This window comes from Paraburkholderia sp. SEWSISQ10-3 4 (assembly GCF_030464785.1).
GTDB lineage: Bacteria > Pseudomonadota > Gammaproteobacteria > Burkholderiales > Burkholderiaceae > Paraburkholderia > Paraburkholderia aspalathi.
Genome location: NZ_JALPRI010000014.1, coordinates 21,168 through 46,322, shown reverse-complemented (window position 1 = coordinate 46,322; position 25,155 = coordinate 21,168). Strand labels below are relative to the sequence as shown.

The window sequence follows — 25,155 nt, the reverse complement described above, 5'->3', positions numbered from 1 at the left end:
CAGTTCCACATCGTCTGTTTGATCCGGTTCTTTGACCACAGGGTCTGACCTAGCTGCATGAATACCCAAGAGGCGAAGATCGTCCTCGAGACTGCCTTGATCTGCGCGCAGGAGCCGTTAAAGCTCGTCGATTTGCGCAAGCTCTTTGCCGACGGCGTGTCGGCAGACACTGTTCGGAATTTGCTCGAGGACCTGAAGCAGGATTGGTCTGGGCGCGGTGTGGAGCTGGTCGGGCTGGCGTCGGGCTGGCGATTTCAAAGCAAGCCCGCGATGCGTTCGTACCTGGATCGTTTGCATCCCGAGAAACCGCCGAAGTATTCGCGCGCGGTGCTCGAGACGCTCGCGATCATTGCGTACAGGCAACCGGTCACGCGCGGCGATATCGAAGAGATTCGCGGCGTCACGGTAAATACGCAGGTCGTCAAGCAACTCGAGGATCGCGGCTGGATCGAAGTGATCGGCCATCGTGATGTGCCGGGGCGTCCGGCGCTGTACGCGACAACGCGGCAATTTCTCGACGACCTCGGTTTGAAGGCGCTCGACGAATTACCACCGCTCGCGGATCCGTCGGCGCAACTGAATGCGGATCTGCTCGGTCAGCATGCGATCGAGTTTTCCGAGGCCGGGGCCGTACAGGCATTGGCTTCGGACGAAGAGAGCCCGCTCGAAGGGCCGTCGGAATCTGTCATCGGCGAGGCCGGCGCTGAAGCAGGCGAATCGCTCGACGAGACTGCCGATCACGGCCATGTTGAAGCGGTTGGCGAGGCGGCCGGAACGGAAATCGCCGGCGAACACGCTGAAGAGCATCAAACGCCGGCCGCTCAGACGCAGCACGCGGAGCCGGCTGAGGCCAGCGGGGCAGTCGAAGCAGGCGAAACTGAACTTGCCGAGGCAAGGCATGATCCGGCGGATACCGCACCGGCGGCTGAGCTCCATGAGGACGCTGCAGCAGCGTCGAATGGGCAGGAACATGCCGAAGCGGCGAACGTTGCACCGCAGGCCGGCGCCGCCGAGCCCGCACTGAATCACGATCCGGTCTCCCAGGCCGATCCGGCAATACCCGCGCACGACTCGGGCGTACTCCGCAATACGGAGCACGCCGCCGAGCCGAACCCGACCACGGCGGCGCACGGCGATCCTGAGGATCGCCGCGATGCTGCACAGGACGCAGGCATTCTGACCGACGACGAACCCGAGTCGCGCAGCGCCTGACGTAACCGAACTTTTTTTGCCGCGCCCGCAATGGGCGCGCGCGACCTGACATTTTGAGGTTGTTTTGACACATACCCACGACACCGATTCGTCCGAATCCGAGCGCGCCGTGCCGTCGGCACGCGCCGACGAAGCGCGTACCACGCAAGCGTCGGCAGGCGAGGGCGAGCGCCCGGCGCAGGCCACGGAAGCAGACGGTGAAGACCGTCCGCGCCGCGGTCTGCGTCGCGGACCGCGCAGCCTGATCGCGCGCCGCCGCGCCGGAGCGAAGACGAAGGGCGCCGAAGGCGCGCCCGCGCAAGGAGCGCCGGTCGTCACTGAAACGCCGCCGGACGGCGAGGTGGTCGCGCAGGTGCGCATGCCGCGCAAGGATGGCGGCGCCAAGGGCCAAGGCCCGCGCCGCAATGCGGGCGGCGCGAAGCGCGAGGGTGGTCAGCGTGACGGTGCGCCCCGCGAAGGCGGACCTCGTGAAGGCGGGCGCGGCGAGCGCCAGCCGCGCGAAGGCGGTCAGCGTCAGAATCGCCGCGGCGCGGAAGCGCCGGTGGCAATCGCAGCCGAAGCGAATCCGGACGATCTGTTTTCGTACGTCACCTCGCCCGCATTCGATGCGGACAACAGCGCCACCGGCGGCGTACGCGCCCCGATGCTGCGCCGTGGCAAGCCGGCCGCGCCCAAGCGCGTTCTGGCTGCGGACGACGACGCGCCGAAGCTGCACAAGGTGCTGGCCGAAGCCGGCATGGGCTCGCGCCGCGACATGGAAGAACTGATCGTCGCCGGCCGCGTGTCGGTGAACGGCGAGCCGGCTCACATCGGCCAGCGCATCATGCCGACCGACCAGGTCCGCATCAACGGCAAGCCGGTCAAGCGCAAGCTGGCCAACAAGCCCCCGCGCGTGCTGCTGTATCACAAACCGACCGGCGAAATCGTCAGTCACGCCGATCCTGAAGGCCGTCCGTCGGTATTCGACAAGCTGCCGCCCATGAAGACCGCCAAGTGGCTCGCGGTCGGCCGCCTCGACTTCAACACCGAAGGTCTGCTGATGCTGACCACCTCGGGCGATCTGGCGAACCGTTTCATGCATCCGCGTTACAGCGTCGAGCGTGAATATGCGGTGCGCGTAGTCGGCGAGCTGGCGGAAGGTATGCGTCAGAAGCTGTTGCACGGCGTCGAACTGGAAGACGGCCCGGCGAATTTCCTGCGCATCCGCGACGGCGGCGGCGAAGGCACCAATCACTGGTATCACGTCGCGCTCGCCGAAGGGCGTAATCGGGAAGTGCGCCGCATGTTCGAGGCAGCCGGCCTGATGGTCAGCCGCCTGATTCGCACGCGTCATGGCCCGATCTCGCTGCCGAAGGGCTTGAAGCGCGGTCGCTGGGAAGAACTCGAAGACAATCAGGTGCGTGCGTTGATGGCGTCGGTCGGCCTGAAGGCGCCGTCGGAAGAAAAGGGCAGCCGCAGAGAGGCGCCGGAGCGTAAGCAGCCGGACCCGATGCAAACGTCGATGGGCTTCATTAACCGCGAACCGGTGCTGATGTCGCATGGCCGTTTCGACCAGCAACAGCCGCGCGGTCAAGGCCGTCGCGGTACGGCGGGTGGCGGCTTCGGCGGTGGTGCGGGTGGTGGGTTTGGCGGCAGTAGCGGCAGCGGCGGCGGTTACGGCAATCGCGGCGCTGGCCGCAGCGCCGGTGGTTTCAGCGGCCCGATGGGTGGCGGCGGTGCACCTGGCCCACGTGGCGGCCGTGACGTCGACGGCAATCGCGCGCCGTCGGGCAATGGCAATCGTGCGGCCGGCGGCGGTAAGCGCGCTGGCGGCCCTGGTGGCAGCAATCCGGGCGGCGGTAGCCGCGGGCCGGCCGGCAATCGCGGCGGTAACGCCAACCGCGCCGGCGGCGGTGGCAACCCCAACGCGGGTGGCGCCAATCGTGGTGGCGGCGCACCGCGCGGCCGCTCGCGTGGTCGTTAAGCGGCAAGTAACTTGAGCATGACGGTTGGCTGCTGATCGTTCATCAACGATTTACGCTTCGCCACCGTCAGAATCGATCGACGAGCTCCGCGGATTTCATCGCAGGTTTCATCTGATGCATAAAACCGCGGTGTGCGCATAAGTAGGGGCAGAGTTTTCTCGCCCTGCTTGTCCGGCGCAGGTTCGAGGCGGCGCAAGCCGCCTTGCAAAAGGCCCGGCGCGCCGCCATATCGTTGAAAGATTCCCATGAAATCAAGCGGAAATGCGCTCCCTACGGCGTTCTGCGGTTTGCGTTTGTCCCGAAAAATGGCTACAATCGCGGAGTCGCTGGGCGTGCGGCTTTTCATGTGCGGCTCAGGTGCGACCACCGGTAATAAGATGATGGGCGTTTAGCCCATTTTTTTTTGCCGCGCAGTTCTAAGTGGTTCGGCATCTCGGGTAGCACGAACGTGCGCCGGCTTGGCGCGCGGCCCGCATTGGTGTTTGCAGACAAACCCGGCAGGTCTCGCCGCGCGAACATCTTAGAGGGCACTGTGCAACTGACGGAACTGATTGAAACCACGGTCGTGGGACTCGGCTACGAGCTCGTCGATCTCGAGCGCACCGGGCGCGGCATGCTGTGTATTTATATCGACCAGCCGGCCGGCATCGCGATCGAAGACTGCGAGAAAGTCACGCGTCAGCTCCAGCACGTTCTGACGGTCGAAAATATCGATTATGAGCGGCTTGAAGTGTCGTCGCCGGGTCTCGACCGCCCGCTGAAAAAACTGGCGGATTTTGAACGCTTCGCAGGCAGCGAAGTGGTAATCACATTGAAAAAGCCATTGGACGGACGGAAATCGTACCGGGGCATCCTGCATGCTCCGCAAGGCGAAACGATCGGTCTGGAATTTGAAGGGAAGGAAGGCGCCGCGATGCTCGATTTCACCGTCGCGGATATCGATAAGGCACGCCTCGTTCCGAAAGTTGACTTTAGGAGCCGCAAACAATGAGTCGCGAAGTGTTGATGCTGGTGGATGCGCTGGCACGCGAGAAGAACGTCGATAAAGACGTGGTATTTGCCGCGCTCGAGGCGGCCCTCGCTTCGGCCTCCAAGAAACTCTTCGAAGAAGACGCGGACATCCGCGTCCAGATCGACCGTGAAAGCGGCGAGCACGAAACGTTTCGCCGCTGGAAAGTGGTGCCGGACGAAGCCGGCCTCCAAGAGCCGGATCAGGAAATCCTGCTGTTCGAAGCACGCGAACAGAAGCCGGAAATCCAGCTCGACGAATACATTGAAGAACCGGTGCCGTCGATCGAATTCGGCCGTATCGGCGCGCAGGCCGCCAAGCAGGTGATCCTGCAGAAGGTGCGCGACGCGGAACGCGAGCAGATCCTGAACGACTTCCTCGAGCGCGGCGAGCACATCATGACCGGCTCGGTGAAGCGCCTGGACAAGGGCAACTTCATCGTCGAAACCGGCCGTGTCGAAGCGCTGCTGCGCCGCGACCAGCTGATTCCGAAGGAAAATCTGCGCGTGGGCGACCGCGTGCGCGCCTATATCGCCAAGGTCGATCGCACCGCTCGCGGTCCGCAGATCGAACTGTCGCGTACGGCGCCCGAATTCCTGATGAAGCTGTTCGAAATGGAAGTGCCGGAAATCGAACAGGGCCTGCTGGAAATCAAGGCGGCAGCCCGTGATCCGGGCGTGCGCGCCAAGATCGGCGTGATCGCTTATGACAAGCGCATCGATCCGATCGGCACCTGCGTCGGTATCCGCGGTTCGCGTGTCCAGGCCGTGCGTAACGAGCTTGGTGGCGAAAACGTCGACATCGTGCTATGGTCGGAAGATCCCGCTCAGTTTGTGATCGGCGCGCTCGCGCCGGCAGCCGTCCAGTCGATCGTCGTCGATGAAGAAAAACATTCGATGGACGTCGTCGTAGACGAAAACGAACTGGCGGTCGCGATCGGCCGCAGCGGCCAGAACGTGCGTCTTGCCAGCGAACTCACCGGCTGGCAGATCAACATCATGACGCCGGACGAATCTGCGCAAAAGCAGAATCAGGAGCGCGGTGTACTGCGTGACCTGTTCATGGCGCGTCTCGATGTCGACGAAGAAGTTGCCGACATCCTGATCGACGAAGGCTTTACGAGCCTCGAAGAGATCGCTTATGTGCCGCTCAACGAGATGCTCGAAATCGAAGCATTCGACGAAGACACCGTTCACGAACTGCGTAATCGCTCGCGCGATGCGTTGTTGACGTTGGCGATCGCGAATGAAGAAAAGGTCGAGAATGTTGCACTCGACCTGAAGAGCCTGGACGGCATGGATGCCGACCTGCTCGCCAAGCTTGCCGAACATCAGATCCAGACGCGCGACGAACTCGCCGAGCTGGCTGTGGATGAACTGGTTGAGATGACCGGAATGGAAGAGGATGCCGCTAAGGCGTTGATCATGAAAGCACGTGAACATTGGTTCCAGTGAGAAATGACCATGGCGCACTAAATTGAACGCGGCCGTTAGGCCGCATGACAAGATGCTAACCGCAAGGAATCGGTCCTTGCATTAAGAGGAATGAATGGCGAGTAACAACGTAGCCCAATTTGCCGCGGAACTGAAAATGCCTGCAGGCGTGCTCCTTGAGCAGCTTCAGGCAGCAGGCGTCACGAAAGCGAGCGAAGACGACAGCTTGTCCGAAACGGACAAGGCGCGTCTGCTCGACCACTTGCGCAAGTCTCACGGCTCGACTGATGCGGACAAGCGCAAGATCACGCTGACGAAACGGCATACGTCGGAGATCAAGCAATCCGACGCGACGGGCAAAGCTCGCACCATTCAGGTCGAGGTGCGTAAGAAGCGCACTTTCGTCCGCCGCGACGAATCCTCCGCTGAAGGCGGGGATGCATCGAATCATGTGGCCGAAGCTGATGTAGACGATCTCGAACTCCAGCGTCGTGAAGAGGAAGCTCGTCACGAAGCCGAGCTGCTCGAAAAGCAGGCTCAGGAGTTGAAGGCGCGTCAGGAACAGCTCGAGCGCGAAGAAGCCGAACGTCAGGCGCGCGAGCAGGCTGCTGAAGCCGAGCGTCGTCGTGCGGAAGAAGAAGCGGCGAAGAAGCGCGCAGCGGCTGCGGCCGAAGCGGCGGCTCGCGAACAGGCTCAGGCTGCCCAGCCGGCGCAGGCCGCCAAGGCGGCGAAGGCTGAACCGGTTGCGGCCAAGGCTGCAGAACCGGCGGCTGCCAAGGAAAGCGAGCAGGACGACGAGCGCGCCGCGGCAGAACGCGCAGCTCAACGCGAAGCAGCGAAGAAAGCGGAAGACGCAGCGCGTCAGGCCGCCGAGAAAACGCGCGCCGAGCAGGAAGAAGTCAGCAAGCGCCGTGCGGCGGCAGAAGCCGAAGCACGTGCGATTCGCGAAATGATGAACACGCCGCGCAAGGCGCAGGTCAAGGCGCCGGAACCGGCACCGAAGCCCGCTGAGCCGGCCAAGCCGGTGGAAGCCAAGGGCACGCTGCACAAGCCGGCGCGTCCGGCGGGTGAAGCACCGGCACGTCCGGCCGCCAAGAAGCCGGCTGCTGCGGCTCCGGCTGCAACGACCACGCCGTCGGCTGGCGACAAGAAGAAGCCGGGCGGTGGCAAGGGCGGCTGGCAGGACGACGCAGCGAAGCGCCGCGGTATCAAGACGCGTGGCGATTCGAGCGGCGGTGTCGATCGCGGCTGGCGCGGCGGCCCGAAGGGCCGCGGCAAGCATCAGGATCAGAACACCACGTTCCAGGCGCCGACCGAACCGATCGTGCGTGAAGTGCACGTGCCGGAAACCATCACGGTCGCCGATCTGGCGCACAAGATGGCGGTGAAGGCATCGGAGGTCATCAAGTCGATGATGAAGCTCGGCCAGATGGTCACGATCAACCAGATGCTGGACCAGGAAACGGCGATGATCATCGTCGAGGAACTGGGCCACCACGCGGTTGCCGCCAAGCTGGACGATCCGGAAGCCATGCTGGTCGAAGGCGAGATCACGGACGCAGAAGCACTGCCGCGTCCGCCGGTCGTCACGGTCATGGGTCACGTCGACCACGGCAAGACCTCGCTGCTCGACTACATTCGCCGCGCCAAGGTTGCAGCGGGTGAAGCGGGCGGGATTACGCAGCACATCGGCGCGTATCACGTCGAAACGCCGCGCGGTGTCATTACGTTCCTCGATACGCCGGGCCACGAAGCATTTACGGCCATGCGTGCTCGCGGTGCGAAGGCAACCGACATCGTGATTCTGGTGGTCGCAGCCGACGACGGCGTGATGCCGCAAACGAAGGAAGCGATTGCCCACGCGAAGGCAGGCGGCGTGCCGCTCGTCGTCGCGATCAACAAGATCGACAAGCCGGATGCGAATCCGGAGCGCGTCAAGCAGGAACTCGTCGCGGAAGGCGTCGTGCCGGAAGAATATGGTGGCGATTCGCCGTTCGTGTCGGTGTCGGCTAAAACCGGCGCGGGCATCGACGACCTGCTCGAAAACGTGCTGCTGCAAGCCGAAGTGCTGGAGCTGAAGGCACCGGTCGAAGCGCCGGCCAAGGGTCTCGTTATCGAAGCGAAGCTCGATAAGGGTAAGGGTCCGGTTGCAACGATCCTGGTCCAGTCGGGTACGCTGAACCGCGGCGACGTGGTGCTGGCAGGTAGCGCTTACGGTCGCGTGCGAGCCATGCTCGACGAAACCGGCAAGCCGACCAAGTCGGCAGGCCCGTCGATCCCGGTTGAGATTCAAGGTCTGTCGGAAGTGCCGCAAGCGGGCGAAGAAGTCATCGTCATGCCGGACGACCGCAAGGCGCGTGAAGTCGCGTTGTTCCGTCAAGGCAAGTTCCGCGACGTCAAGCTGGCCAAGCAACAGGCCGCGAAGCTCGAGAACATGCTGGAGCAGATGGGCGAAGGCGAAGTGGCGTACATGCCGCTCATCGTCAAGGCCGACGTGCAAGGTTCGCAGGAAGCTCTGGTGCAGTCGCTGCTCAAGCTGTCGACCGACGAAGTCCGTGTGCAGATCGTGCACGGCGCTGTCGGCGGCATCAGCGAGTCGGACGTCAACCTGGCTACGGCTTCGAAGGCGGTCATCATCGGCTTCAACACCCGTGCTGATGCACAGGCGCGCAAGCTGGCGGAAACCAACGGCGTCGATATTCGCTACTACAACATCATCTATGACGCAGTGGATGAAGTGAAGGCTGCGATGTCGGGCATGCTGGCACCGGAGAAGCGCGAAGTCGTGACGGGTACGGTCGAAGTGCGTCAGGTCTTCAAGGTACCGAAGATCGGCGCGGTGGCCGGCTGTATGGTCACGGACGGTTTCGTCAAGCGCTCGTCGTCGGTGCGCGTGCTGCGCAACAACGTCGTCATCTTCACGGGCGAGCTCGATTCGCTCAAGCGCTTCAAGGACGACGTCAAGGAAGTCCGTCAGGGCTTCGAGTGCGGTATGTCGATCAAGAACTTCAACGATATCGTCGAAGGCGATCAGTTCGAAGTCTTCGAAGTTACCGAAGTCGCGCGTACGCTGTAATTCACGCGGCATTGGCTCAACGGGCGGAGCGGGCTTAAGCGCCCGCTTCGCCCGTTGTCTTTGGGCCCGCGCATTTGTCGCGTATTGCGCCCCGCGGTGGCTTGCAGTCGCTATCAAGCCGCTCATTGCCGTCCGGGCAATCACCACCTCGGTTCGCGCGAACAACTTTATTGCATCCGTCAGAACGGAGCACACAAACACCATGCCTAAAAAACGTTCTTCTCCCAATCGCAACGTGCAGATCGCCGATCAGATCCAGCGCGACCTGTCCGAGCTGCTGCGCGAGGTCAAGGATCCGCGCATCGGCCTCGTCACGATTCAAAGTGTCGAGTTGACGCCCGACTACGCACACGCGAAGGTCTACTTCACGACGCTAACCGGCGACCCGCAGCAGACGCTCGAAGCGCTCAACCACGCGGCCGGCCATCTGCACAATCAGCTGTTCAAGCGCCTGCACATCCATACCGTGCCGACGCTGCATTTCCATTACGACCAGACGATCGAACGGGCCGTCGAAATGTCCCGTCTGATCGACGAGGCGAATGCCAATCGCGCGAAAGAAGACTGAGCGCGCGGGTTGAACGTTGTTCTCCGCGTTCCGGGCTGCGCTGCGTCAGTTGCAGCTCATTTGGCGCTGTTTCCGTACACTTCGAAGACTCTGTCTTTCTGACATGACCGCACCTCAACGCCCCCGCGTGCCGCGTCGCGCGCTCGACGGCGTACTGCTGCTCGACAAACCGCTCGGCCTGTCGAGCAACGACGCGCTGATTCGCGCGAAGCGTCTCTACCTGGCGAAAAAGGCGGGCCACACAGGCACGCTCGATCCACTTGCCACCGGTCTTTTGCCGCTGTGTTTCGGCGAAGCGACCAAGTTTTCGCAAGACCTGCTCGAAGCCGACAAGACCTATGAGGCGACCATGCGCCTCGGTATCCGCACGACCACCGGCGACGCCGAAGGCGAAGCCATCGACACGCGCGACGTGACGTGCGATCAGGCCGCGGTAGAGGCGGCCATGCAGAAATTTCTCGGCGACATCGTTCAGGTCCCACCGATGTACTCGGCGCTCAAGCGCGACGGCAAGCCGCTATACGAATACGCGCGCGCCGGCCAGACGGTGGAGCGCGAAGGGCGTCAGGTGACGATTCACGCGCTCGAGATGCTTGCCTGCGCGTTGCCCGACGTGACGTTTCGCGTGACGTGCAGCAAAGGCACCTATGTGCGCACGCTTGCTGAGGATATCGGTGAAGCGCTGGGTTGTGGTGCGCATCTGGTCGCGCTGCGGCGTACCGGTGTCGGCGCGCTGACGCTGGAGAATTCGGTGACGCTCGACGCGTTGTCCGATGCGACGGAGAGCGAGCGCGATACGTGGCTGCAACCGGTCGATGCGTTGTTGTCCACGTTCCCGCTTGTCACGCTGGACGAAGACGCGACCCGTCGCTTCCTGCATGGGCAACGCCTGAAGCTCTCCGAGTTGACCATTGTCGGCGATGCGGTGAATGCGCCGCGCGTACGCGTGTATGCAGCGGACGGTCGTCTGCTTGGCGTCGCGAAGCAAGGCGAGGGCGTGCTGGCGCCGGAACGGCTCGTGGTTACCGCAGCGAGCTAACGCGGAACTTAAGCGCCGCCTCGTCAGCAGCAGCAACAAAAAAGGCGGGACCGCTCACCAGCGGCCCCGCCTTTTATTACATACATACAGCTCGCGTCGCGGACTAATAAAACCAGAACCTCAATGCGCCGCCGCAGCTGCCGCACCTGCATCACCACCGGCGCGTTCAGGCTTTGCCATCCAGATCAGCGCGATCAGTGCGACAAAGATCCCCGCCGATACAAAGAACAGATCGTTCACGCCCAACTGCGCGGCCTGCTGCGTCGCCATCGTATTGAACAGACCATATGCCTGCGGCTGACTGAAGCCCGCCGCACCCATCTGCCGGATCGACTGATCGAACACCGGGTTGTACGCACTCGCCTGTTCGGCCAGTTGCGCATGATGCATGATGGTGCGGTGATCCCACGCGGTCTGGAAAATCGACGTGCCGATACCGCCGCACATGATCCGCACGAAATTCGACAAGCCCGACGCCGCCGGAATCCGGTTGCCCGGCAAACCCGACAACGTGATCGACACCAGCGGGATGAAGAACCCGGCCATGCCGATCCCCTGAATCAACGTGGGCATGAGCAGCGAATAAGTATCGACGCCAGTCGTATAACGTGAGCGCATCCAGAAGCACAGCGCAAACACGAGGAACGACAAGGTCGCGATATAGCGCGGATCGGTACGCGGCAATACCTTGCCGGTGATCGGCGACAGCAGCACGGCGAACAGGCCGACCGGCGCCATCACGAGACCTGCTTCGGTGGCGGTGTAGCCGATATCGGTTTGCAGCCACAACGGCAGCAACACGAGGTTGCCGAAGTAGAGTCCGTAGCCGATCGACAACGCAATCGTACCGCTCGTGAAATTGCGCCGGCTGAAGAGCGACAGGTCGACCACCGGATGCTCGGCCGTCAATTCCCACACAATGAAGAACGCGAGCGAAATCACCGCAACCAGCGCCAGCACGACGATGGTGGTCGACGAGAACCAGTCGAGATCCTTGCCCTTGTCGAGCATCACCTGCAACGAGCCGACCCAGAGGATCAGCAGACCGAGGCCGACGCCGTCGATCGGCGCCTTTTTGACGACAGAATCGCGATTACGGAAGATCGTCCACGTTGCCACCGCGGCGATCGCACCGACCGGAATGTTGACGTAGAAAATCCACGGCCACGAGATGTTGTCCGAGATCCAGCCGCCAAGAATCGGCCCGGCCACCGGTGCGATCAGCGTGGTCATCGCCCACATCGACAAAGCCATCGGCGCCTTGGCGCGTGGATAGCTCGCGAGCAGCAGCGTTTGCGACAGCGGAATCATCGGGCCGGCGACGGCGCCTTGCAGCACGCGCGAGGCCAGCAGGAACGGCAGAGTGGGGGCGAGACCGCACATCCACGACGAGATCACGAACAGGATGATCGACGCCATGAACAGGCGCACCTGGCCGATACGATCGGTGAGCCAGCCGGTCAGCGGCACGGAGATCGCGTTTGCCACCGCGAACGACGTAATCACCCATGTGCCCTGGTCGGACGACACACCGAGGTCGCCTGAAATGGACGGGATCGACACGTTCGCAATCGACGTGTCGAGCACGTTCATGAACACGGCGAGCGACACCGCGATGGTGCCGATCACCAGTTGCGCGCCCTCGAGCGGCGGATGAGGGACTTGCGCCTGAGCCTGAGCCATTAAAAAAGCCTTCTATGAATCGTCGCGCCGCTTACATCAGCTTCGCGGCGGCCTTGGTAGCGCCGCCAGCTTGAGCCGACTTCTGCGAGCCGCCGTTCGGACCTGCATTCTCCGAAATGATGCGGGCGATTTCCGCATCCGCCTGGTCGCCGTACTTGTCGAACACATTGGTCTGATAAACCGTGTTCGGCGCCTGGCCGAGCTGGCCACCCTGGTCGTCCTTGATGCTCACGTCGGCTTGCATCGACAGGCCGATACGCAGCGGATGCTTCTCGAGTTCCTGCGGGTCGAGCGCGATCCGTACCGGCAGACGCTGGACCACCTTGATCCAGTTGCCGGTTGCGTTCTGCGCGGGCAGCAGCGAGAACGCCGAACCCGTACCCGCCGAGAAGCCGACCACCTTGCCGTGGAACACCACTGACGAACCGTACACGTCGGCCGTCAACTCGACCGGCTGGCCGATGCGCATGTGCTTCAGTTGCACTTCCTTGAAGTTTGCGTCAACCCACACACCGCCCAGCGGCACGATGGCCATCAGCGGGGTGCCCGGCGAGACGCGCTGGCCGACCTGCACCGAGCGCTTCGCGACGTAGCCCGTGACCGGCGCCGGCAAGTTGTTACGCGCGTTGGCCAGATACGCATCGCGCACCTTCGCGGCGGCAGCCTGCACGTTCGGGTGATTGGCGATCGTGGTGTTGGCGGTCAGCGCGCGGTTCGAAGCCAGTTGTTGCTCAGCGGCGTCGACCGAGGCTTGTGCGCTTTTCACGGCGTCGCGGGCGTGCGAGATTTCTTCCGCGGACACAGCGCCGGTTTGCGCGACCGTCAGGCGGCGCTTCAGGTCATCCTGCGCGCGCGACAGATCGGACTGGCGCTGGGCAACTTGCGCCTGGTACTGGTTGTCGTCGGCGAACAGGCCGCGCACCTGACGCACTGTCTGCGCGAGATTCGCTTCGGCTTGTTCGAGCGCGACGCGCGCGTCGGCCGGATCGAGTACGACGAGTGGGTCGCCGGCCTTCACGGTCTGCGTGTCGTCTGCGTTCACGGCGACAACCGTGCCGGTGACCTGCGGCGTGATCTGCACGACGTTGCCGTTCACGTAGGCGTCGTCGGTGTCCTCATGGAAGCGTGCGTCGAGGAAGTAGTACAGGCCGTAGGCGACCGCGGCGATCAGGATCACGATGACGAGTAGCGTCATCATGCGCTTGCGTTTGCCGTTGTTCGCCGGCGGTTGTGCCGGTTGAGTCGGCTGCGGGGCCGGCTGCTGAGTCGGCTGTGTAGTAGCCGCGGGCTGTTGGGTGGTGCTCATTGATGTGCTCCGGGTTCTCTCAAGCGTCGTCGTTTATTCGGATGTTTATGCGAGTGCGGGTCGCGTCGATGTGGCTTCAGTTTGCAGCGGCGGTCGCAGCGGTGGCCGATGCCGGGGCATCGGTCGGCACCACGAGGCCCGTTTGCGTGGCGTCGAAACCGCCGCCGAGTGCCTTGATGAGGCCGATCTGCAGATCGCGGCGGCGCATCTTCAGGCCCGTTACCGTCTGTTCGGCGGCAAGACGATTCTGGTCGGCGGTCAGCACCTGCAACTGCGGCGACAAACCGGCCTTGTAGCGGATCACCGCGAGCTGATAGGCCTTGGTCGACGCGTCGAGCGCGCGCTGTGCGTCGCCCGATTGCTGGTCGATCGAACGGATCGACGACACTTGCGTCGCGACATCCGAGAGCGCATTGATCAGCGTCTGGTTGTAGTCCGCCACATCGAGGTCGAAGTCTGCGTAGCGGCCCTTCAACTGCGAGCGCAGCGCGCCGGCGTCGAAGATCGGCAGGTGAATCGCCGGACCGAATTGCATCTGACGGCTGCCCGACTTGAGGAAACGGCCCCAGCCGAACGCATCGAAACCGAAACCGGCGGCGAGGTTGACGTCCGGGAAGAATTCAGCCTTCGCTTCCTTCACATCGTGCATCGCGGCTTCGACCTGCCAGCGTGCGGCGACGATGTCCGCGCGACGCGCCACGAGGTCGGCCGGCAGATTGTTCGGCAGCGCTATCGTGTCACCGGTGGTAAGAACCGGCTTGGCGATCTGCAGGCCACGATCCGGACCCTTGCCGAGCAGCGCGCCCAACTGATAGCGCGCCACGGTGATCTGGCCGTCGAGATCGGTCAGGTTTGCCTGGCTGGTCGCGATGTTGCCGTTCGCGGTTTCCCGTTCGACGTTGGTGTCGAGCCCGGCGGTGACGCGGCCGTTGGTGATGCGGCTGATGTCCTGGCGGTTGGCGATTTCGCGCGCGGCGATGTCGCGGAATGCGTACAACTGGGCGAGCTGGTTATAGGTGCTCGCCACGGAGGAGGCAAGCGTGACGCGCGCCTGCTGCATGTCGGCTTCAGCGGCTTTTTCCTGTGACACGGCCTGGCCCAGACGCTGGCGGTTCTTGCCCCACAGGTCCAGATCCCACGACGCGCTCGCCAGCACGTTGTTCTCGCTATACCAGGTGCCGCCGTACGGAGGCGGGTAGAGCGCATTCGCCGAGAACAGCTCGCGGGTCCATGAGTAGCTGCCGTTGACCTTCGGGTACAGCGCCGAGCGCGAGCTTTCAATGTAGGACGACGCTTTGGCGAGGCGAGCCTGCGCCTGCGCGATCGAGGGGCTGCCTTCCAGCGCTTCCGCGATCAGCTTCGGCAGTTGGGGGTCACCGAACTGGTTGGCCCAGTCGAGCGACGGCCACTGGCCGCCCTGGCCCGGCAGGCTCTGGGTGGACTCGTACTGAGCCGGCGACGAGATCTGCTTGTCGCTTTTCATGCCGAAGTAGTTCGCGCACCCCGTGAGGGCGAGCGCCGTCACCGCGGCGGCGACAGCGGCCCGGCTCGAAAGTGCGGGCGCGGACAGGGAAAGGGATTTCATCGCTCGACTCTTTGAGTGGAATGTAATGATGGACACTGCAAGCAATTTATTACGATTTGCTGTCAAAATTGCTTGCTGCATCACGGGCTAGTCCCGTTTGTTCGCCGGAATTGATGAGTACGCGGCGCAGCATGCTCTTCAGAAAACCCACTTCTTCGGGGGTGAAGCCGCCCAGCAGGTTGTCCAGCACGCCGTTGAAAATGGCCGGCATTTTGGCCGCGATCGCATGGCCTTCCGGGGTCAGCGCGAGTCGCACGACCCGCCGGTCCTCGTTGCTGCGCACTCTTGTCAGCAGGCCGCGTTTTTCCAGCCGGTCGACCAGACGCGTGACGGCGCTTGCGTCGATGCCGTATTCGCGCGCCAGCTCGGCCGCCAGCAGGCACTTGCCGCTCGCCACCATGAACAGGATGCTGCCTTGCTGGCTGGTGATGCCCAGCTCGGCCATGCTGCGCTGTGTGACCAGGTTCGACATGGTCGATTTCACTCGCGAGAGCAAATAGCCGACGCTTTCGCCCAACTGATACTCGCTGATCTCTGAGCTGGGTGTTGAGGACGGATCCGTCATGATTCTCGTGCGAATGCAATGGTTGACTAGGCAGGATTATAGACAGCGGTTGATTGACGCGGCAAGCGTTATTACAGCTTAGGCAAAGAACTTTTCCGCCTCAAGGCACAATCCGCGTGGATTTGCGTAGGATTTCGCCGAAGCCGTGTGGGACTGTTTCTTAGGCAGCGCTGCGTGGAAGGCGATGGAGCTATCAGGGAATACCAGAAAGCTTCATTTGGGCGTGCTATAATGTTGGGTTCCCAAAAGTGCGCTTTGGGCTTTGTTGGCTTCCTACACAATGCTGCTGCTGGCGCACTCAACTGTCTCCAGGTTCCTATGACTCGCGCCCTACGCAATATCGCCATCATTGCCCACGTCGACCACGGCAAGACCACGCTCGTCGACCAGCTCCTCCGCCAAACCGCCACCTTCCGCGACAACCAGGCGGTTGTCGAGCGCGTGATGGACTCGAACGACATCGAAAAGGAACGTGGCATCACGATTCTTTCGAAGAACTGCGCGGTCGAGTACGAAGGTACGCACATCAACATCGTCGACACGCCGGGCCACGCCGACTTCGGCGGTGAAGTGGAGCGCGTGCTGTCGATGGTCGACTCGGTGCTGCTGCTGGTCGATGCGGTGGAAGGCCCGATGCCGCAAACGCGCTTCGTGACCAAGAAGGCGCTGGCGCTCGGCCTCAAGCCGATCGTCGTGATCAACAAGGTCGACCGCCCGGGCGCGCGGATCGACTGGGTGATCAACCAGACCTTCGACCTGTTCGACAAGCTGGGTGCTACTGACGAACAACTCGATTTCCCGATCGTCTACGCATCGGGTTTGAATGGCTACGCCGGCCTGACGCCGGACGTGCGCGAAGGCGACATGCGTCCGCTGTTCGAAGCCGTGCTGGAACACGTGCCGGTCCGCCCGGCTGATCCGTCGGCGCCGCTGCAACTGCAGATCACGTCGCTGGATTATTCGTCGTACGTTGGCCGTATCGGCGTTGGCCGCATCACGCGCGGCACGATCAAGCCGGGCATGGCCGTCGCCGTGCGTTCGGGCCCCGACGGCGCGATCCTGAACCGCAAGATCAATCAGGTCCTGTCGTTCAAGGGTCTCGAGCGCGTGCAGGTCGATTCGGCTGAAGCCGGCGACATCGTGCTGATCAACGGTATCGAAGAAATCGGCATCGGCGTGACCATCTGCGCACCGGAACAACCGGAAGCGCTGCCGATGATCACCGTCGACGAACCGACCCTGACGATGAACTTCCTCGTCAATTCGTCGCCGCTGGCCGGCCGCGAAGGCAAGTTCGTCACGAGCCGTCAGATTCGCGACCGCTTGATGAAGGAACTGAACCACAACGTGGCGCTGCGCGTGAAAGAAACGGGCGACGAAACCACGTTCGAAGTGGCAGGCCGCGGCGAGCTGCACCTGACCATTCTGGTCGAAAACATGCGCCGTGAAGGCTACGAGCTGGCCGTGTCGCGTCCGCGCGTGGTGATGACGGAAGTCGACGGCGTGAAGCACGAGCCGTACGAAAACCTGACGGTCGACATGGAAGACGGCCACCAGGGTGGCGTGATGGAAGAGCTGGGCCGCCGCAAGGGCGAAATGCTCGACATGGCGTCGGACGGCCGCGGCCGTACGCGTCTCGAGTATCGTATCTCGGCGCGTGGGCTGATCGGTTTCCAGGGCGAATTCCTGACGCTGACGCGTGGTACGGGCCTGATGAGCCACACGTTCGACTCGTATCAGCCGGTCCGGGAAGGTGGTGTCGGCGAGCGTCGTAACGGCGTGCTGATTTCGCAGGACGACGGCGCGGCAGTGGCGTACGCACTGTGGAAGTTGCAGGATCGCGGCCGTATGTTCGTGTCGCCGGGCGAGCCGCTGTACGAAGGCATGATCATCGGCATTCACAGCCGTGACAACGACCTGGTCGTGAACCCGATCAAGGGCAAGCAACTGACCAACGTGCGTTCGTCAGGTACGGACGAAGCGGTGCGCCTTGTGCCGCCGATCCAGATGTCGCTGGAATACGCGGTTGAATTCATCGACGACGACGAACTGGTCGAAGTCACGCCGAAGTCCATCCGTCTGCGCAAGCGTTACCTGAAGGAACACGAGCGCCGTAGCGCCAGCCGTAAGGGCGCAGTGGACTAAGTCAGCATCGGCCTTAACTGGCGTGCTGTCAGGCAAAAGCCACCTTCGGGTGGCTTTTGTCATTTCTGGCGCCCCATTCGCGTTGCGTGCAATTGTTCGCGGTTGGCTGCCTGTTTGTCGTGTTTGTCCCCGTTTTTCGCAGAAGTCTGTTGCGGGTCCTGTAAAACCGGCCGAAAGCCCGTCGTAAAAGGCTTGAGCGCCAGTCCGTCTGCTATCTGCACTATCCGTTCTGTGATATGCTCCCCGGGTGCAAAGTTTTAGGTCCTTCCAAGCAAGACTTGATTCGCGCAATCCGCTAAACGGTCAGGCCGTGTCGCGGAAGGTTCTGTAACCCGCTATTTCTCGAGAAACTCGAAGAAAGGTGAGCGTAAAAATGATGAAGCAATTCCAGTCGAACTCTTATCTGTTCGGCGGCAATGCTCCGTACGTAGAAGAAATGTACGAAGCGTATCTCGATAATCCGGCGTCAGTGCCCGAGAACTGGCGCAGCTATTTCGACGCGTTGCAGAACGTCCCTGCATCGGATGGCAGCAATGCCAACGACGTGGCCCATGGCCCGATCGTCGAATCGTTTGCGCAACGGGCCAAGGCTAATGCCTTCATCCCGCGCACGGCGGCCGGCGGCGAAGATCTCGCTACCTCCCGCAAGCAAGTCTATGTGCAGTCCCTCATCGGCGCATATCGCTTCCTCGGCTCGCAATGGGCCAATCTCGATCCCCTGAAGCGCCGCGAACGTCCCGCTATCCCCGAACTCGAACCCGCGTTCTACGACTTCACCGAAGCCGACATGGACCAGGAGTTCAGCGCCACGAATCTGTATTTCGGATTCGAGCGTGCTTCGCTGCGCGAGATCGTCAAGGCCCTGCGTGACACGTACTGCGGCACGATCGGCGCCGAGTACATGTATATCAGCGATCCGGAACAGAAGCGCTGGTGGAAAGAGAAGCTCGAGTCGATCCGTTCGACGCCGAACTTCTCCAATGAAAAGAAGAAGCACATCCTGAATCGCCTGACGGCCGCTGAAGGCCTCGAGCGCTTCCTGCACACCAAGTACGTCGGCCAGAAACGCTTCTCGCTCGAAGGCGGCGAAAGCTTCATCGCCTCGATGGACGAAGTCGTGCGTCATGGCGGCGCCAACGGCGTACAGGAAATCGTCATCGGCATGGCCCACCGTGGCCGTCTGAACGTGCTGGTCAATACGCTCGGCAAGATGCCGGCTGACCTGTTTGCCGAATTCGAAGGCAAGCACGTCGACGACCTGCCGGCCGGCGACGTGAAGTACCACAAGGGTTTCTCGTCGGACGTTTCGACCGAAGGCGGCCCGGTTCACCTGTCGCTCGCGTTTAACCCGTCGCACCTCGAAATCGTCAACCCGGTGGTAGAAGGTTCGGCGAAGGCCCGTATGGATCGCCGCGGCGACGACAGCGGCCTGCAAGTGCTGCCGGTGCAGATCCACGGCGACGCGGCCTTCGCAGGTCAGGGCGTCGTGATGGAAACGCTGAACCTCGCACAAACGCGCGGTTACGGCACACACGGCACGCTGCACATCGTCATCAACAACCAGATCGGTTTCACGACGTCGGACCCGCGCGACTCGCGCTCCACGTTGTACTGCTCGGACGTCGTCAAGATGATCGAGGCGCCGGTGCTGCACGTGAACGGTGACGATCCTGAAGCGGTCGTGCTGGCTACGCAGCTGGCCATCGACTTCCGGATGCAGTTCCATAAGGACGTGGTTGTCGACATCGTCTGCTTCCGCAAGCTGGGTCACAACGAGCAGGACACGCCGGCTGTCACGCAGCCGCTGATGTACAAGACGATTGCGAAGCACCCGGGCACGCGCGCACTGTACGCTGAAAAGCTGGTGCAACAAGGCGTGATCACGGCGGCAGAGGGCGACGAATTCGTCAAGGCCTACCGCAAGGCGATGGACGAAGGCCACCACACGGTCGACCCGGTGCTCTCGAACTATAAGAGCAAGTACGCGGTGGATTGGGTTCCGTTCCTGAACCGCAAGTGGACCGACGCAGCCGACACGGCAGTGCCGCTGGCTGAGTTGAAGCGCCTCGCTGAGCGCGTCACCACGATCCCGGAAAACTTCAAGGTTCACCCGCTGGTCGAGCGCGTCATCAACGACCGTCGCGCGATGGGCCGTGGTGAAGCGAAGCTCGACTGGGGTATGGGCGAACACCTGGCATTCGCATCGCTGGTCGCATCGGGCTACGCAGTGCGCCTGACCGGTCAGGACTCGGGCCGTGGCACGTTCACGCACCGTCACGCGGTGCTGCACGATCAGAACCGCGAACGCTGGAACGACGGCACCTACGTGCCGCTGCAGAACATCGCTGAAGGTCAGGCGAAGTTCACGGTGATCGACTCGGTGCTGTCGGAAGAAGCGGTGCTGGGCTTCGAATACGGTTACTCGACCGCTGAACCGAATACGTTCGTCGCGTGGGAAGCGCAGTTCGGCGACTTCGTGAACGGCGCGCAAGTCGTGATCGACCAGTTCATCTCGTCGGGCGAAGTGAAGTGGGGCCGCGTCTCGGGTCTCACGATGCTGCTGCCGCACGGCTACGAAGGTCAAGGTCCGGAGCACTCGTCGGCACGTATCGAGCGTTTCCTGCAACTGTGCGCAGACCACAACATGCAGGTCGTTCAGCCGACCACGCCGGCGCAGATATTCCACCTGTTGCGCCGTCAGATGATCCGCCTGTTCCGCAAGCCGCTGATCGTCGCTACGCCGAAGTCGCTGCTGCGTCACAAGGAAGCCGTGTCGGATCTGTCCGAACTGGCGAAGGGCGCGTTCCAGCCGATCCTCGGTGAAATCGACGAAGCGATCGAGCCGAAGAAGGTCAAGCGCGTGGTGGCCTGCTCGGGTCGCGTGTACTACGACCTGCTGGCACATCGCCGTGAATCGAAGTCGAACGACGTCGCGATCATCCGTATCGAACAGCTCTATCCGTTCGCGCATAAGCAGTTCGAAGCGGAAATGAAGAAGTACGACAACGCGACCGAAGTGGTCTGGGTGCAGGACGAGCCGCAGAATCAGGGCCCGTGGTTCTACATCGAGCACCACCTGAAGGAAGGCATGAAGGAAGGTCAGAAGCTGGCATACAGCGGACGTCCGGCTTCGGCTTCGCCGGCAGTCGGCTACTACGCGAAGCACTACGAGCAGCAGAAGGCGCTGATCGAAGGCGCTTTCGGCCGCCTCAAGAGCGCGTCGATCGCTAAATAAGGAAAACAGACGAACCGGGAAAGCGCAATGCGCTTTCCCGTGCCGCGTTCAGTCACCACATGGTGGTTCGTTCCCGGCAAGTATGGTTCGCAGGCGGTCGTCGAGTACATAGATCGCGCGCCGTCACCCGATACGTATTCAGGATATTCATAATGGCTATTGTTGAAGTCAAGGTTCCCCAGCTCTCCGAGTCGGTCTCGGAAGCCACGATGCTGCAGTGGAAGAAGAAGCCCGGCGAGGCTGTTGCTCAAGACGAAATTCTCATCGAAATCGAGACCGACAAGGTCGTCCTCGAAGTGCCGGCGCCCTCCGCCGGCGTGCTCGCACAAGTGATCTCGAACGACGGCGACATCGTCGTTGCGGATCAGGTGATCGCCAAGATCGACACCGAAGGCACGGCAGGCGCCGCTGCTGTCGAAGCCGAAGTGAAGCCGGCTCCGGTCGCCGCACCGGCACCGGCTGCTGCACCGGTCGCTCAGGCTGCATCCGCAACGGGTGCGAACACCGCTGCTTCGCCGGCTGCCGGCAAGCTGATGGCCGAGAAGGGTCTGGGCGCGGGCGACGTCGCCGGCACGGGCCGCGACGGCCGCATCACCAAGGGTGACGTGCTGACGGCTGGCGCACCGGCGGCCAAGGCTGCACCGGCACCGGCTGCCGCACCGAAGGCTGCGAAGCCGTCGCTGCCGGACGTCAAGGCGCCGGCATCGGCCGACCAGTGGCTGAAAGACCGCCCGGAACAGCGCGTGCCGATGTCGCGTCTGCGTGCGCGTATCGCCGAGCGTCTGCTCGAGTCGCAGCAAACCAACGCCATCCTCACCACGTTCAACGAAGTGAACATGGCGCCGGTGATGGACCTGCGCAACAAGTACAAAGACAAGTTCGAAAAGGAACATGGCGTGAAGCTGGGCTTCATGTCGTTCTTCGTGAAGGCGGCTGTTCACGCGCTGAAGAAATTCCCGCTCGTGAATGCGTCGATCGACGGTAACGACATCGTCTATCACGGCTACTTCGACATCGGTATCGCGGTCGGTTCGCCGCGTGGCCTGGTGGTGCCGATCCTGCGCAACGCCGATCAGCTGAGCCTCGCTGAAATCGAGAAGAAGATTGCTGAATTCGGCCAGAAGGCCAAGGACGGCAAGCTGTCGATCGAAGAAATGACGGGCGGTACGTTCTCGATCTCGAACGGTGGTGTGTTCGGTTCGATGCTGTCGACCCCGATTATCAACCCGCCGCAATCCGCCATTCTGGGCGTGCACGCCACGAAGGAACGCGCTGTGGTCGAGAACGGCCAGATCGTGATCCGTCCGATGAACTATCTGGCGCTGTCGTACGACCACCGGATCATCGACGGTCGCGAAGCAGTGCTGTCGCTGGTCGCAATGAAGGATGCGCTGGAAGACCCGGCGCGCCTGTTGCTCGACCTGTAATCGCCGGTTTGGCGGGCGTCGGCTTGTCATCGCGCAAGTCGACGCCATATAAGCAGCACGTCTTTAGCATTCCGCAGTACTGGATCGACGCGCGCCACGAAGCGTGGCCGCGCGTCGCTCCGTCATCAAAAGGATTGTCATGTCCAAAGAATTTGACGTCGTCGTGATCGGCGCCGGCCCCGGCGGTTATATCGCCGCTATCCGCGCAGCGCAGCTCGGCAAGACGGTCGCATGTATCGAAAAATGGAAAAACCCGGCCGGCGCGCTGAAGCTCGGCGGCACGTGCCTGAACGTGGGTTGCATTCCGTCGAAGGCGCTGCTCGCGTCGTCGGAAGAATTTGAAAACGCATCGCATCACCTCGCCGACCACGGCATTAGCGTGGAAAACGTGCAGGTCGATATCGCGAAGATGCTGGCCCGCAAGGAAGGCATCGTCGAGAAGATGACCAAGGGCATCGAATTCCTGTTCCGCAAGAACAAGATCACGTGGCTCAAGGGCCATGGCAAGTTCACCGGCAAGACGGACGCCGGCGTGCAGATCGAAGTCAGCGGCGAAGGCGAAACCGAAGTCGTGACGGCGAAGAACGTCATCATCGCAACGGGTTCGAAGGCGCGTCACCTGCCGAACGTTCCGGTCGACAACAAGATCGTCGCCGACAACGAAGGCGCACTGACGTTCGACTCCGTGCCGAAGAAGCTCGCCGTGATCGGCGCTGGCGTGATCGGTCTGGAGCTCGGTTCGGTGTGGCGCCGTCTGGGCGCGGACGTGACCGTGCTCGAAGCGCTGCCGGAATTCCTCGGCGCGGCTGACCAGGCGCTTGCCAAGGAAGCCGCCAAGCAATTCAAGAAGCAAGGTCTGGACATTCACGTTGGCGTGAAGGTCGGTGAAATCAAGACTACCGACAAGAGCGTCACGATCAATTACACGGACAAGGACGGCAACGCGCAAACGCTCGAAGCCGACCGTCTGATCGTGTCGATCGGCCGCGTGCCGAACACCGACAACCTCGGTCTCGAAGCCATTGGTTTGAAGGCGAACGAGCGCGGCTTCATCGACGTCGACGACCACTGCGCAACGGCTGTGCCGAACGTGTACGCGATCGGCGACGTGGTGCGTGGCCCGATGCTCGCGCACAAGGCTGAAGACGAAGGCGTGCTGGTTGCTGAGATCATCGACGGTCAGAAGCCGCATATCGACTACAACTGCATTCCGTGGGTGATCTACACCGAACCGGAAATCGCGTGGGTCGGCAAGACGGAGCAGCAACTGAAGGCCGAAGGCCGCGAAGTCAAGACGGGCCAGTTCCCGTTCATGGCGAACGGCCGCGCGCTGGGCATCAACAAGGCGGATGGTTTCGTCAAGATGATCGCCGACGCGAAGACCGACGAGCTGCTGGGCGTGCATATCATCTCGGCAAACGCATCGGACCTGATCGCGGAAGCCGTGGTGGCGATGGAATTCAAAGCGGCGTCGGAAGACATCGGCCGCATTTGCCATCCGCACCCGTCGCTGTCGGAAGTCATGCGCGAAGCGGCCTTGGCCGTGGACAAGCGCGCGCTGAATATGTAATCACGCGCACGCCTGACTGAACGCAACTCTGGCATCACCACGAAGGCGGGCGGGTTCACTCCCTCCCGCCTTTCTTTTTGCAGCAACACAATGAACGTCACCGAATACTACGAAAAAGAACTGCAGACGCGGGGTTATCAATCGGACCCGGCGCAACGCGCGGCGGTCGACCGTCTGCAGCGGTGTTATGACGAGTGGGTCGAGTACAAATCACGCCGCTCGAACGCGTTCAAAAAACTGATCATCCACCCGGATCTGCCTCGCGGCGTGTACATGTGGGGCGGGGTAGGGCGGGGCAAGAGCTTCCTGATGGACAGCTTCTACATGATCGTGCCGGTGCAGCGCAAAACGCGCCTGCATTTCCACGAGTTCATGCGCGAGGTGCATCGCGAACTGGAAGAACTGAAAGGCACGGCCGATCCGCTCGACGAACTCGCGCGCCGTATCGCCAAGCGCTACCGGCTGATCTGTTTCGACGAATTCCACGTCTCGGATATCGCCGACGCGATGATCCTCTACCGTCTGCTCGACAAGCTGTTCGAGAACGGCGTGCAATTCGTGATGACGTCCAACTACGACCCGGACACGCTCTATCCGGACGGCCTGCACCGCGACCGCATGCTGCCGGCAATCGAGCTGATCAAGTCGAAGCTCGACGTGATCAATGTCGACGCGGGGATCGACTACCGCAAGCGCACGCTAGCTCAGGTCGAGGTGTATCACACGCCGCTCGGCGCAGCCTCGGATAAAGCGTTGCGTGACGCGTTTTCACGCCTTGCCGCGGTTCCTGATGAGAGTCCAATTCTGCGCATTGAAAAGCGCGAGCTGAAGGCGCTTCGGCGCGCTGACGGCGTCGTGTGGTTCGATTTTGCGACGCTCTGCGGCGGTCCACGCTCGCAGAACGATTACCTTGAACTGGCGAGCCGTTTTCATGCTGTGATCCTGTCCGGCGTGCCGCAGATGTCGGTGCGTATGGCTTCGGAGGCGCGTCGCTTCACCTGGCTGATCGACGTGTTCTATGACCACAAGGTCAAACTGCTGATGTCGGCTGCGGTGCCGCCCGATCAGCTGTATCTCGACGGTCCGATGGCCAACGAATTCGCGCGCACGGTCTCGCGCATCGTCGAAATGCAATCGAAAGAATATCTCGACGCGCCGCGCCGGATCGTCGATACGTCGCTGACTTAAGCCGCCGCGTGATGCGGGCGCGAATGCTTTTGCGATAGATCACGGTCCGCTCGCCGAAGTGGCGGAGTCCGAAGTCGTATTTTCAAGATTCGGATTGGTCTTATGTTCCGCCCGCGGACGACTGGATATCTTCTTTGTCATGGTTCTGAC

At 62.2% G+C, this 25,155-nt stretch carries 17 protein-coding genes; 12 read left to right on the top strand and 5 right to left on the bottom strand.

Annotated elements, in window-relative coordinates:
- Nucleotides 1–57: 57 nt before the first annotated feature.
- Together scpB and rluB are read left to right on the top strand one after the other, a co-directional pair.
- Entirely contained in the window at nucleotides 58–1,212 is a 1,155-nt protein-coding gene (scpB, locus tag M0D68_RS23575; protein ID WP_200618555.1) for an SMC-Scp complex subunit ScpB, read from the top strand.
- Nucleotides 1,213–1,276: 64 nt separating this feature from the next.
- Nucleotides 1,277–3,175: a 23S rRNA pseudouridine(2605) synthase RluB gene (gene rluB, locus M0D68_RS23570; protein WP_200618554.1), complete on the top strand. Its 1,899-nt coding sequence runs from the start codon at nucleotides 1,277–1,279 to the stop codon at nucleotides 3,173–3,175.
- Here the strand turns inward: rluB and M0D68_RS23565 are convergent.
- On the bottom strand, nucleotides 3,172–3,522 hold the full coding sequence (locus tag M0D68_RS23565; protein WP_200618553.1) for a hypothetical protein: 351 nt from the start codon (nucleotides 3,520–3,522) through the stop codon (nucleotides 3,172–3,174). The genes rluB and M0D68_RS23565 overlap by 4 nt on opposite strands.
- Before the next feature lie 186 nt (nucleotides 3,523–3,708).
- On the opposite strand from M0D68_RS23565, the gene rimP reads away from it, so the two are divergent.
- From rimP to truB, 5 genes are all read left to right on the top strand, one after another.
- Nucleotides 3,709–4,167, top strand: coding sequence for a ribosome maturation factor RimP (gene rimP / locus M0D68_RS23560; RefSeq protein WP_028199738.1), 459 nt, complete (start codon nucleotides 3,709–3,711; stop codon nucleotides 4,165–4,167).
- Nucleotides 4,164–5,639: a transcription termination factor NusA gene (nusA, locus tag M0D68_RS23555; protein ID WP_054034655.1), complete on the top strand. Its 1,476-nt coding sequence runs from the start codon at nucleotides 4,164–4,166 to the stop codon at nucleotides 5,637–5,639. The genes rimP and nusA overlap by 4 nt, the downstream gene beginning before the upstream one ends.
- A gap of 94 nt (nucleotides 5,640–5,733) precedes the next feature.
- The gene (gene infB, locus M0D68_RS23550) at nucleotides 5,734–8,694 is read left to right on the top strand and encodes a translation initiation factor IF-2 (protein ID WP_093632457.1); all 2,961 of its coding nucleotides are present in this window, start codon (nucleotides 5,734–5,736) and stop codon (nucleotides 8,692–8,694) included.
- A gap of 202 nt (nucleotides 8,695–8,896) precedes the next feature.
- On the top strand, nucleotides 8,897–9,262 hold the full coding sequence (gene rbfA / locus M0D68_RS23545; protein ID WP_054034654.1) for a 30S ribosome-binding factor RbfA: 366 nt from the start codon (nucleotides 8,897–8,899) through the stop codon (nucleotides 9,260–9,262).
- 103 nt (nucleotides 9,263–9,365) lie between these two features.
- A complete protein-coding gene (gene truB / locus M0D68_RS23540; protein WP_093632460.1) occupies nucleotides 9,366–10,301 on the top strand; it encodes a tRNA pseudouridine(55) synthase TruB in 936 nt (311 codons plus the stop codon).
- 120 nt (nucleotides 10,302–10,421) lie between these two features.
- Here truB and M0D68_RS23535 read toward each other — a convergent pair whose 3' ends face one another.
- The 4 genes from M0D68_RS23535 to M0D68_RS23520 form a co-directional block, all read right to left on the bottom strand.
- The gene (locus M0D68_RS23535) at nucleotides 10,422–11,984 is read right to left on the bottom strand and encodes a DHA2 family efflux MFS transporter permease subunit (protein ID WP_093632463.1); all 1,563 of its coding nucleotides are present in this window, start codon (nucleotides 11,982–11,984) and stop codon (nucleotides 10,422–10,424) included.
- Between the two features lie 31 nt (nucleotides 11,985–12,015).
- Nucleotides 12,016–13,290, bottom strand: a complete 1,275-nt coding sequence (locus M0D68_RS23530; RefSeq protein ID WP_200618550.1) for an EmrA/EmrK family multidrug efflux transporter periplasmic adaptor subunit — start codon at nucleotides 13,288–13,290, stop codon at nucleotides 12,016–12,018.
- A gap of 76 nt (nucleotides 13,291–13,366) precedes the next feature.
- The gene (locus M0D68_RS23525) at nucleotides 13,367–14,875 is read right to left on the bottom strand and encodes an efflux transporter outer membrane subunit (protein ID WP_200652423.1); all 1,509 of its coding nucleotides are present in this window, start codon (nucleotides 14,873–14,875) and stop codon (nucleotides 13,367–13,369) included.
- 49 nt (nucleotides 14,876–14,924) lie between these two features.
- The gene (locus M0D68_RS23520; protein WP_200618548.1) at nucleotides 14,925–15,440 is read right to left on the bottom strand and encodes a MarR family winged helix-turn-helix transcriptional regulator; all 516 of its coding nucleotides are present in this window, start codon (nucleotides 15,438–15,440) and stop codon (nucleotides 14,925–14,927) included.
- A gap of 318 nt (nucleotides 15,441–15,758) precedes the next feature.
- On the opposite strand from M0D68_RS23520, the gene typA reads away from it, so the two are divergent.
- The 5 genes from typA to zapE all read left to right on the top strand — a co-directional run bounded on the left by typA (nucleotide 15,759) and on the right by zapE (nucleotide 25,005).
- Nucleotides 15,759–17,585 carry a translational GTPase TypA gene (typA, locus tag M0D68_RS23515; protein WP_093632467.1) on the top strand — a complete coding sequence of 609 codons (1,827 nt, stop codon included), beginning with the start codon at nucleotides 15,759–15,761 and terminating at the stop codon, nucleotides 17,583–17,585.
- A gap of 373 nt (nucleotides 17,586–17,958) precedes the next feature.
- Complete coding sequence (locus tag M0D68_RS23510) at nucleotides 17,959–20,820, top strand: 2-oxoglutarate dehydrogenase E1 component (protein ID WP_266225499.1); 2,862 nt, start codon at nucleotides 17,959–17,961, stop codon at nucleotides 20,818–20,820.
- Between the two features lie 152 nt (nucleotides 20,821–20,972).
- Nucleotides 20,973–22,247 carry a 2-oxoglutarate dehydrogenase complex dihydrolipoyllysine-residue succinyltransferase gene (gene odhB, locus M0D68_RS23505; protein WP_200618547.1) on the top strand — a complete coding sequence of 425 codons (1,275 nt, stop codon included), beginning with the start codon at nucleotides 20,973–20,975 and terminating at the stop codon, nucleotides 22,245–22,247.
- Nucleotides 22,248–22,386: 139 nt separating this feature from the next.
- Entirely contained in the window at nucleotides 22,387–23,817 is a 1,431-nt protein-coding gene (gene lpdA, locus M0D68_RS23500) for a dihydrolipoyl dehydrogenase (RefSeq protein WP_093632469.1), read from the top strand.
- Between the two features lie 90 nt (nucleotides 23,818–23,907).
- Complete coding sequence (gene zapE, locus M0D68_RS23495; RefSeq protein WP_200618546.1) at nucleotides 23,908–25,005, top strand: cell division protein ZapE; 1,098 nt, start codon at nucleotides 23,908–23,910, stop codon at nucleotides 25,003–25,005.
- Nucleotides 25,006–25,155 lie beyond the last annotated feature (150 nt).

Bases quoted from the DNA above. Each gene is read 5' to 3' on its own strand.
- scpB (WP_200618555.1), top strand. From the start codon at position 58: ATGAATACCCAAGAGGCGAAGATCGTCCTCGAGACTGCCTTGATCTGC.
- M0D68_RS23565 (WP_200618553.1), bottom strand. From the start codon at position 3,522: ATGAAAAGCCGCACGCCCAGCGACTCCGCGATTGTAGCCATTTTTCGG.
- nusA (WP_054034655.1), top strand. From the start codon at position 4,164: ATGAGTCGCGAAGTGTTGATGCTGGTGGATGCGCTGGCACGCGAGAAG.
- infB (WP_093632457.1), top strand. From the start codon at position 5,734: ATGGCGAGTAACAACGTAGCCCAATTTGCCGCGGAACTGAAAATGCCT.
- rbfA (WP_054034654.1), top strand. From the start codon at position 8,897: ATGCCTAAAAAACGTTCTTCTCCCAATCGCAACGTGCAGATCGCCGAT.
- truB (WP_093632460.1), top strand. From the start codon at position 9,366: ATGACCGCACCTCAACGCCCCCGCGTGCCGCGTCGCGCGCTCGACGGC.
- M0D68_RS23535 (WP_093632463.1), bottom strand. From the start codon at position 11,984: ATGGCTCAGGCTCAGGCGCAAGTCCCTCATCCGCCGCTCGAGGGCGCG.
- M0D68_RS23530 (WP_200618550.1), bottom strand. From the start codon at position 13,290: ATGAGCACCACCCAACAGCCCGCGGCTACTACACAGCCGACTCAGCAG.
- M0D68_RS23525 (WP_200652423.1), bottom strand. From the start codon at position 14,875: ATGAAATCCCTTTCCCTGTCCGCGCCCGCACTTTCGAGCCGGGCCGCT.
- M0D68_RS23520 (WP_200618548.1), bottom strand. From the start codon at position 15,440: ATGACGGATCCGTCCTCAACACCCAGCTCAGAGATCAGCGAGTATCAG.
- typA (WP_093632467.1), top strand. From the start codon at position 15,759: ATGACTCGCGCCCTACGCAATATCGCCATCATTGCCCACGTCGACCAC.
- M0D68_RS23510 (WP_266225499.1), top strand. From the start codon at position 17,959: ATGATGAAGCAATTCCAGTCGAACTCTTATCTGTTCGGCGGCAATGCT.
- odhB (WP_200618547.1), top strand. From the start codon at position 20,973: ATGGCTATTGTTGAAGTCAAGGTTCCCCAGCTCTCCGAGTCGGTCTCG.
- lpdA (WP_093632469.1), top strand. From the start codon at position 22,387: ATGTCCAAAGAATTTGACGTCGTCGTGATCGGCGCCGGCCCCGGCGGT.
- zapE (WP_200618546.1), top strand. From the start codon at position 23,908: ATGAACGTCACCGAATACTACGAAAAAGAACTGCAGACGCGGGGTTAT.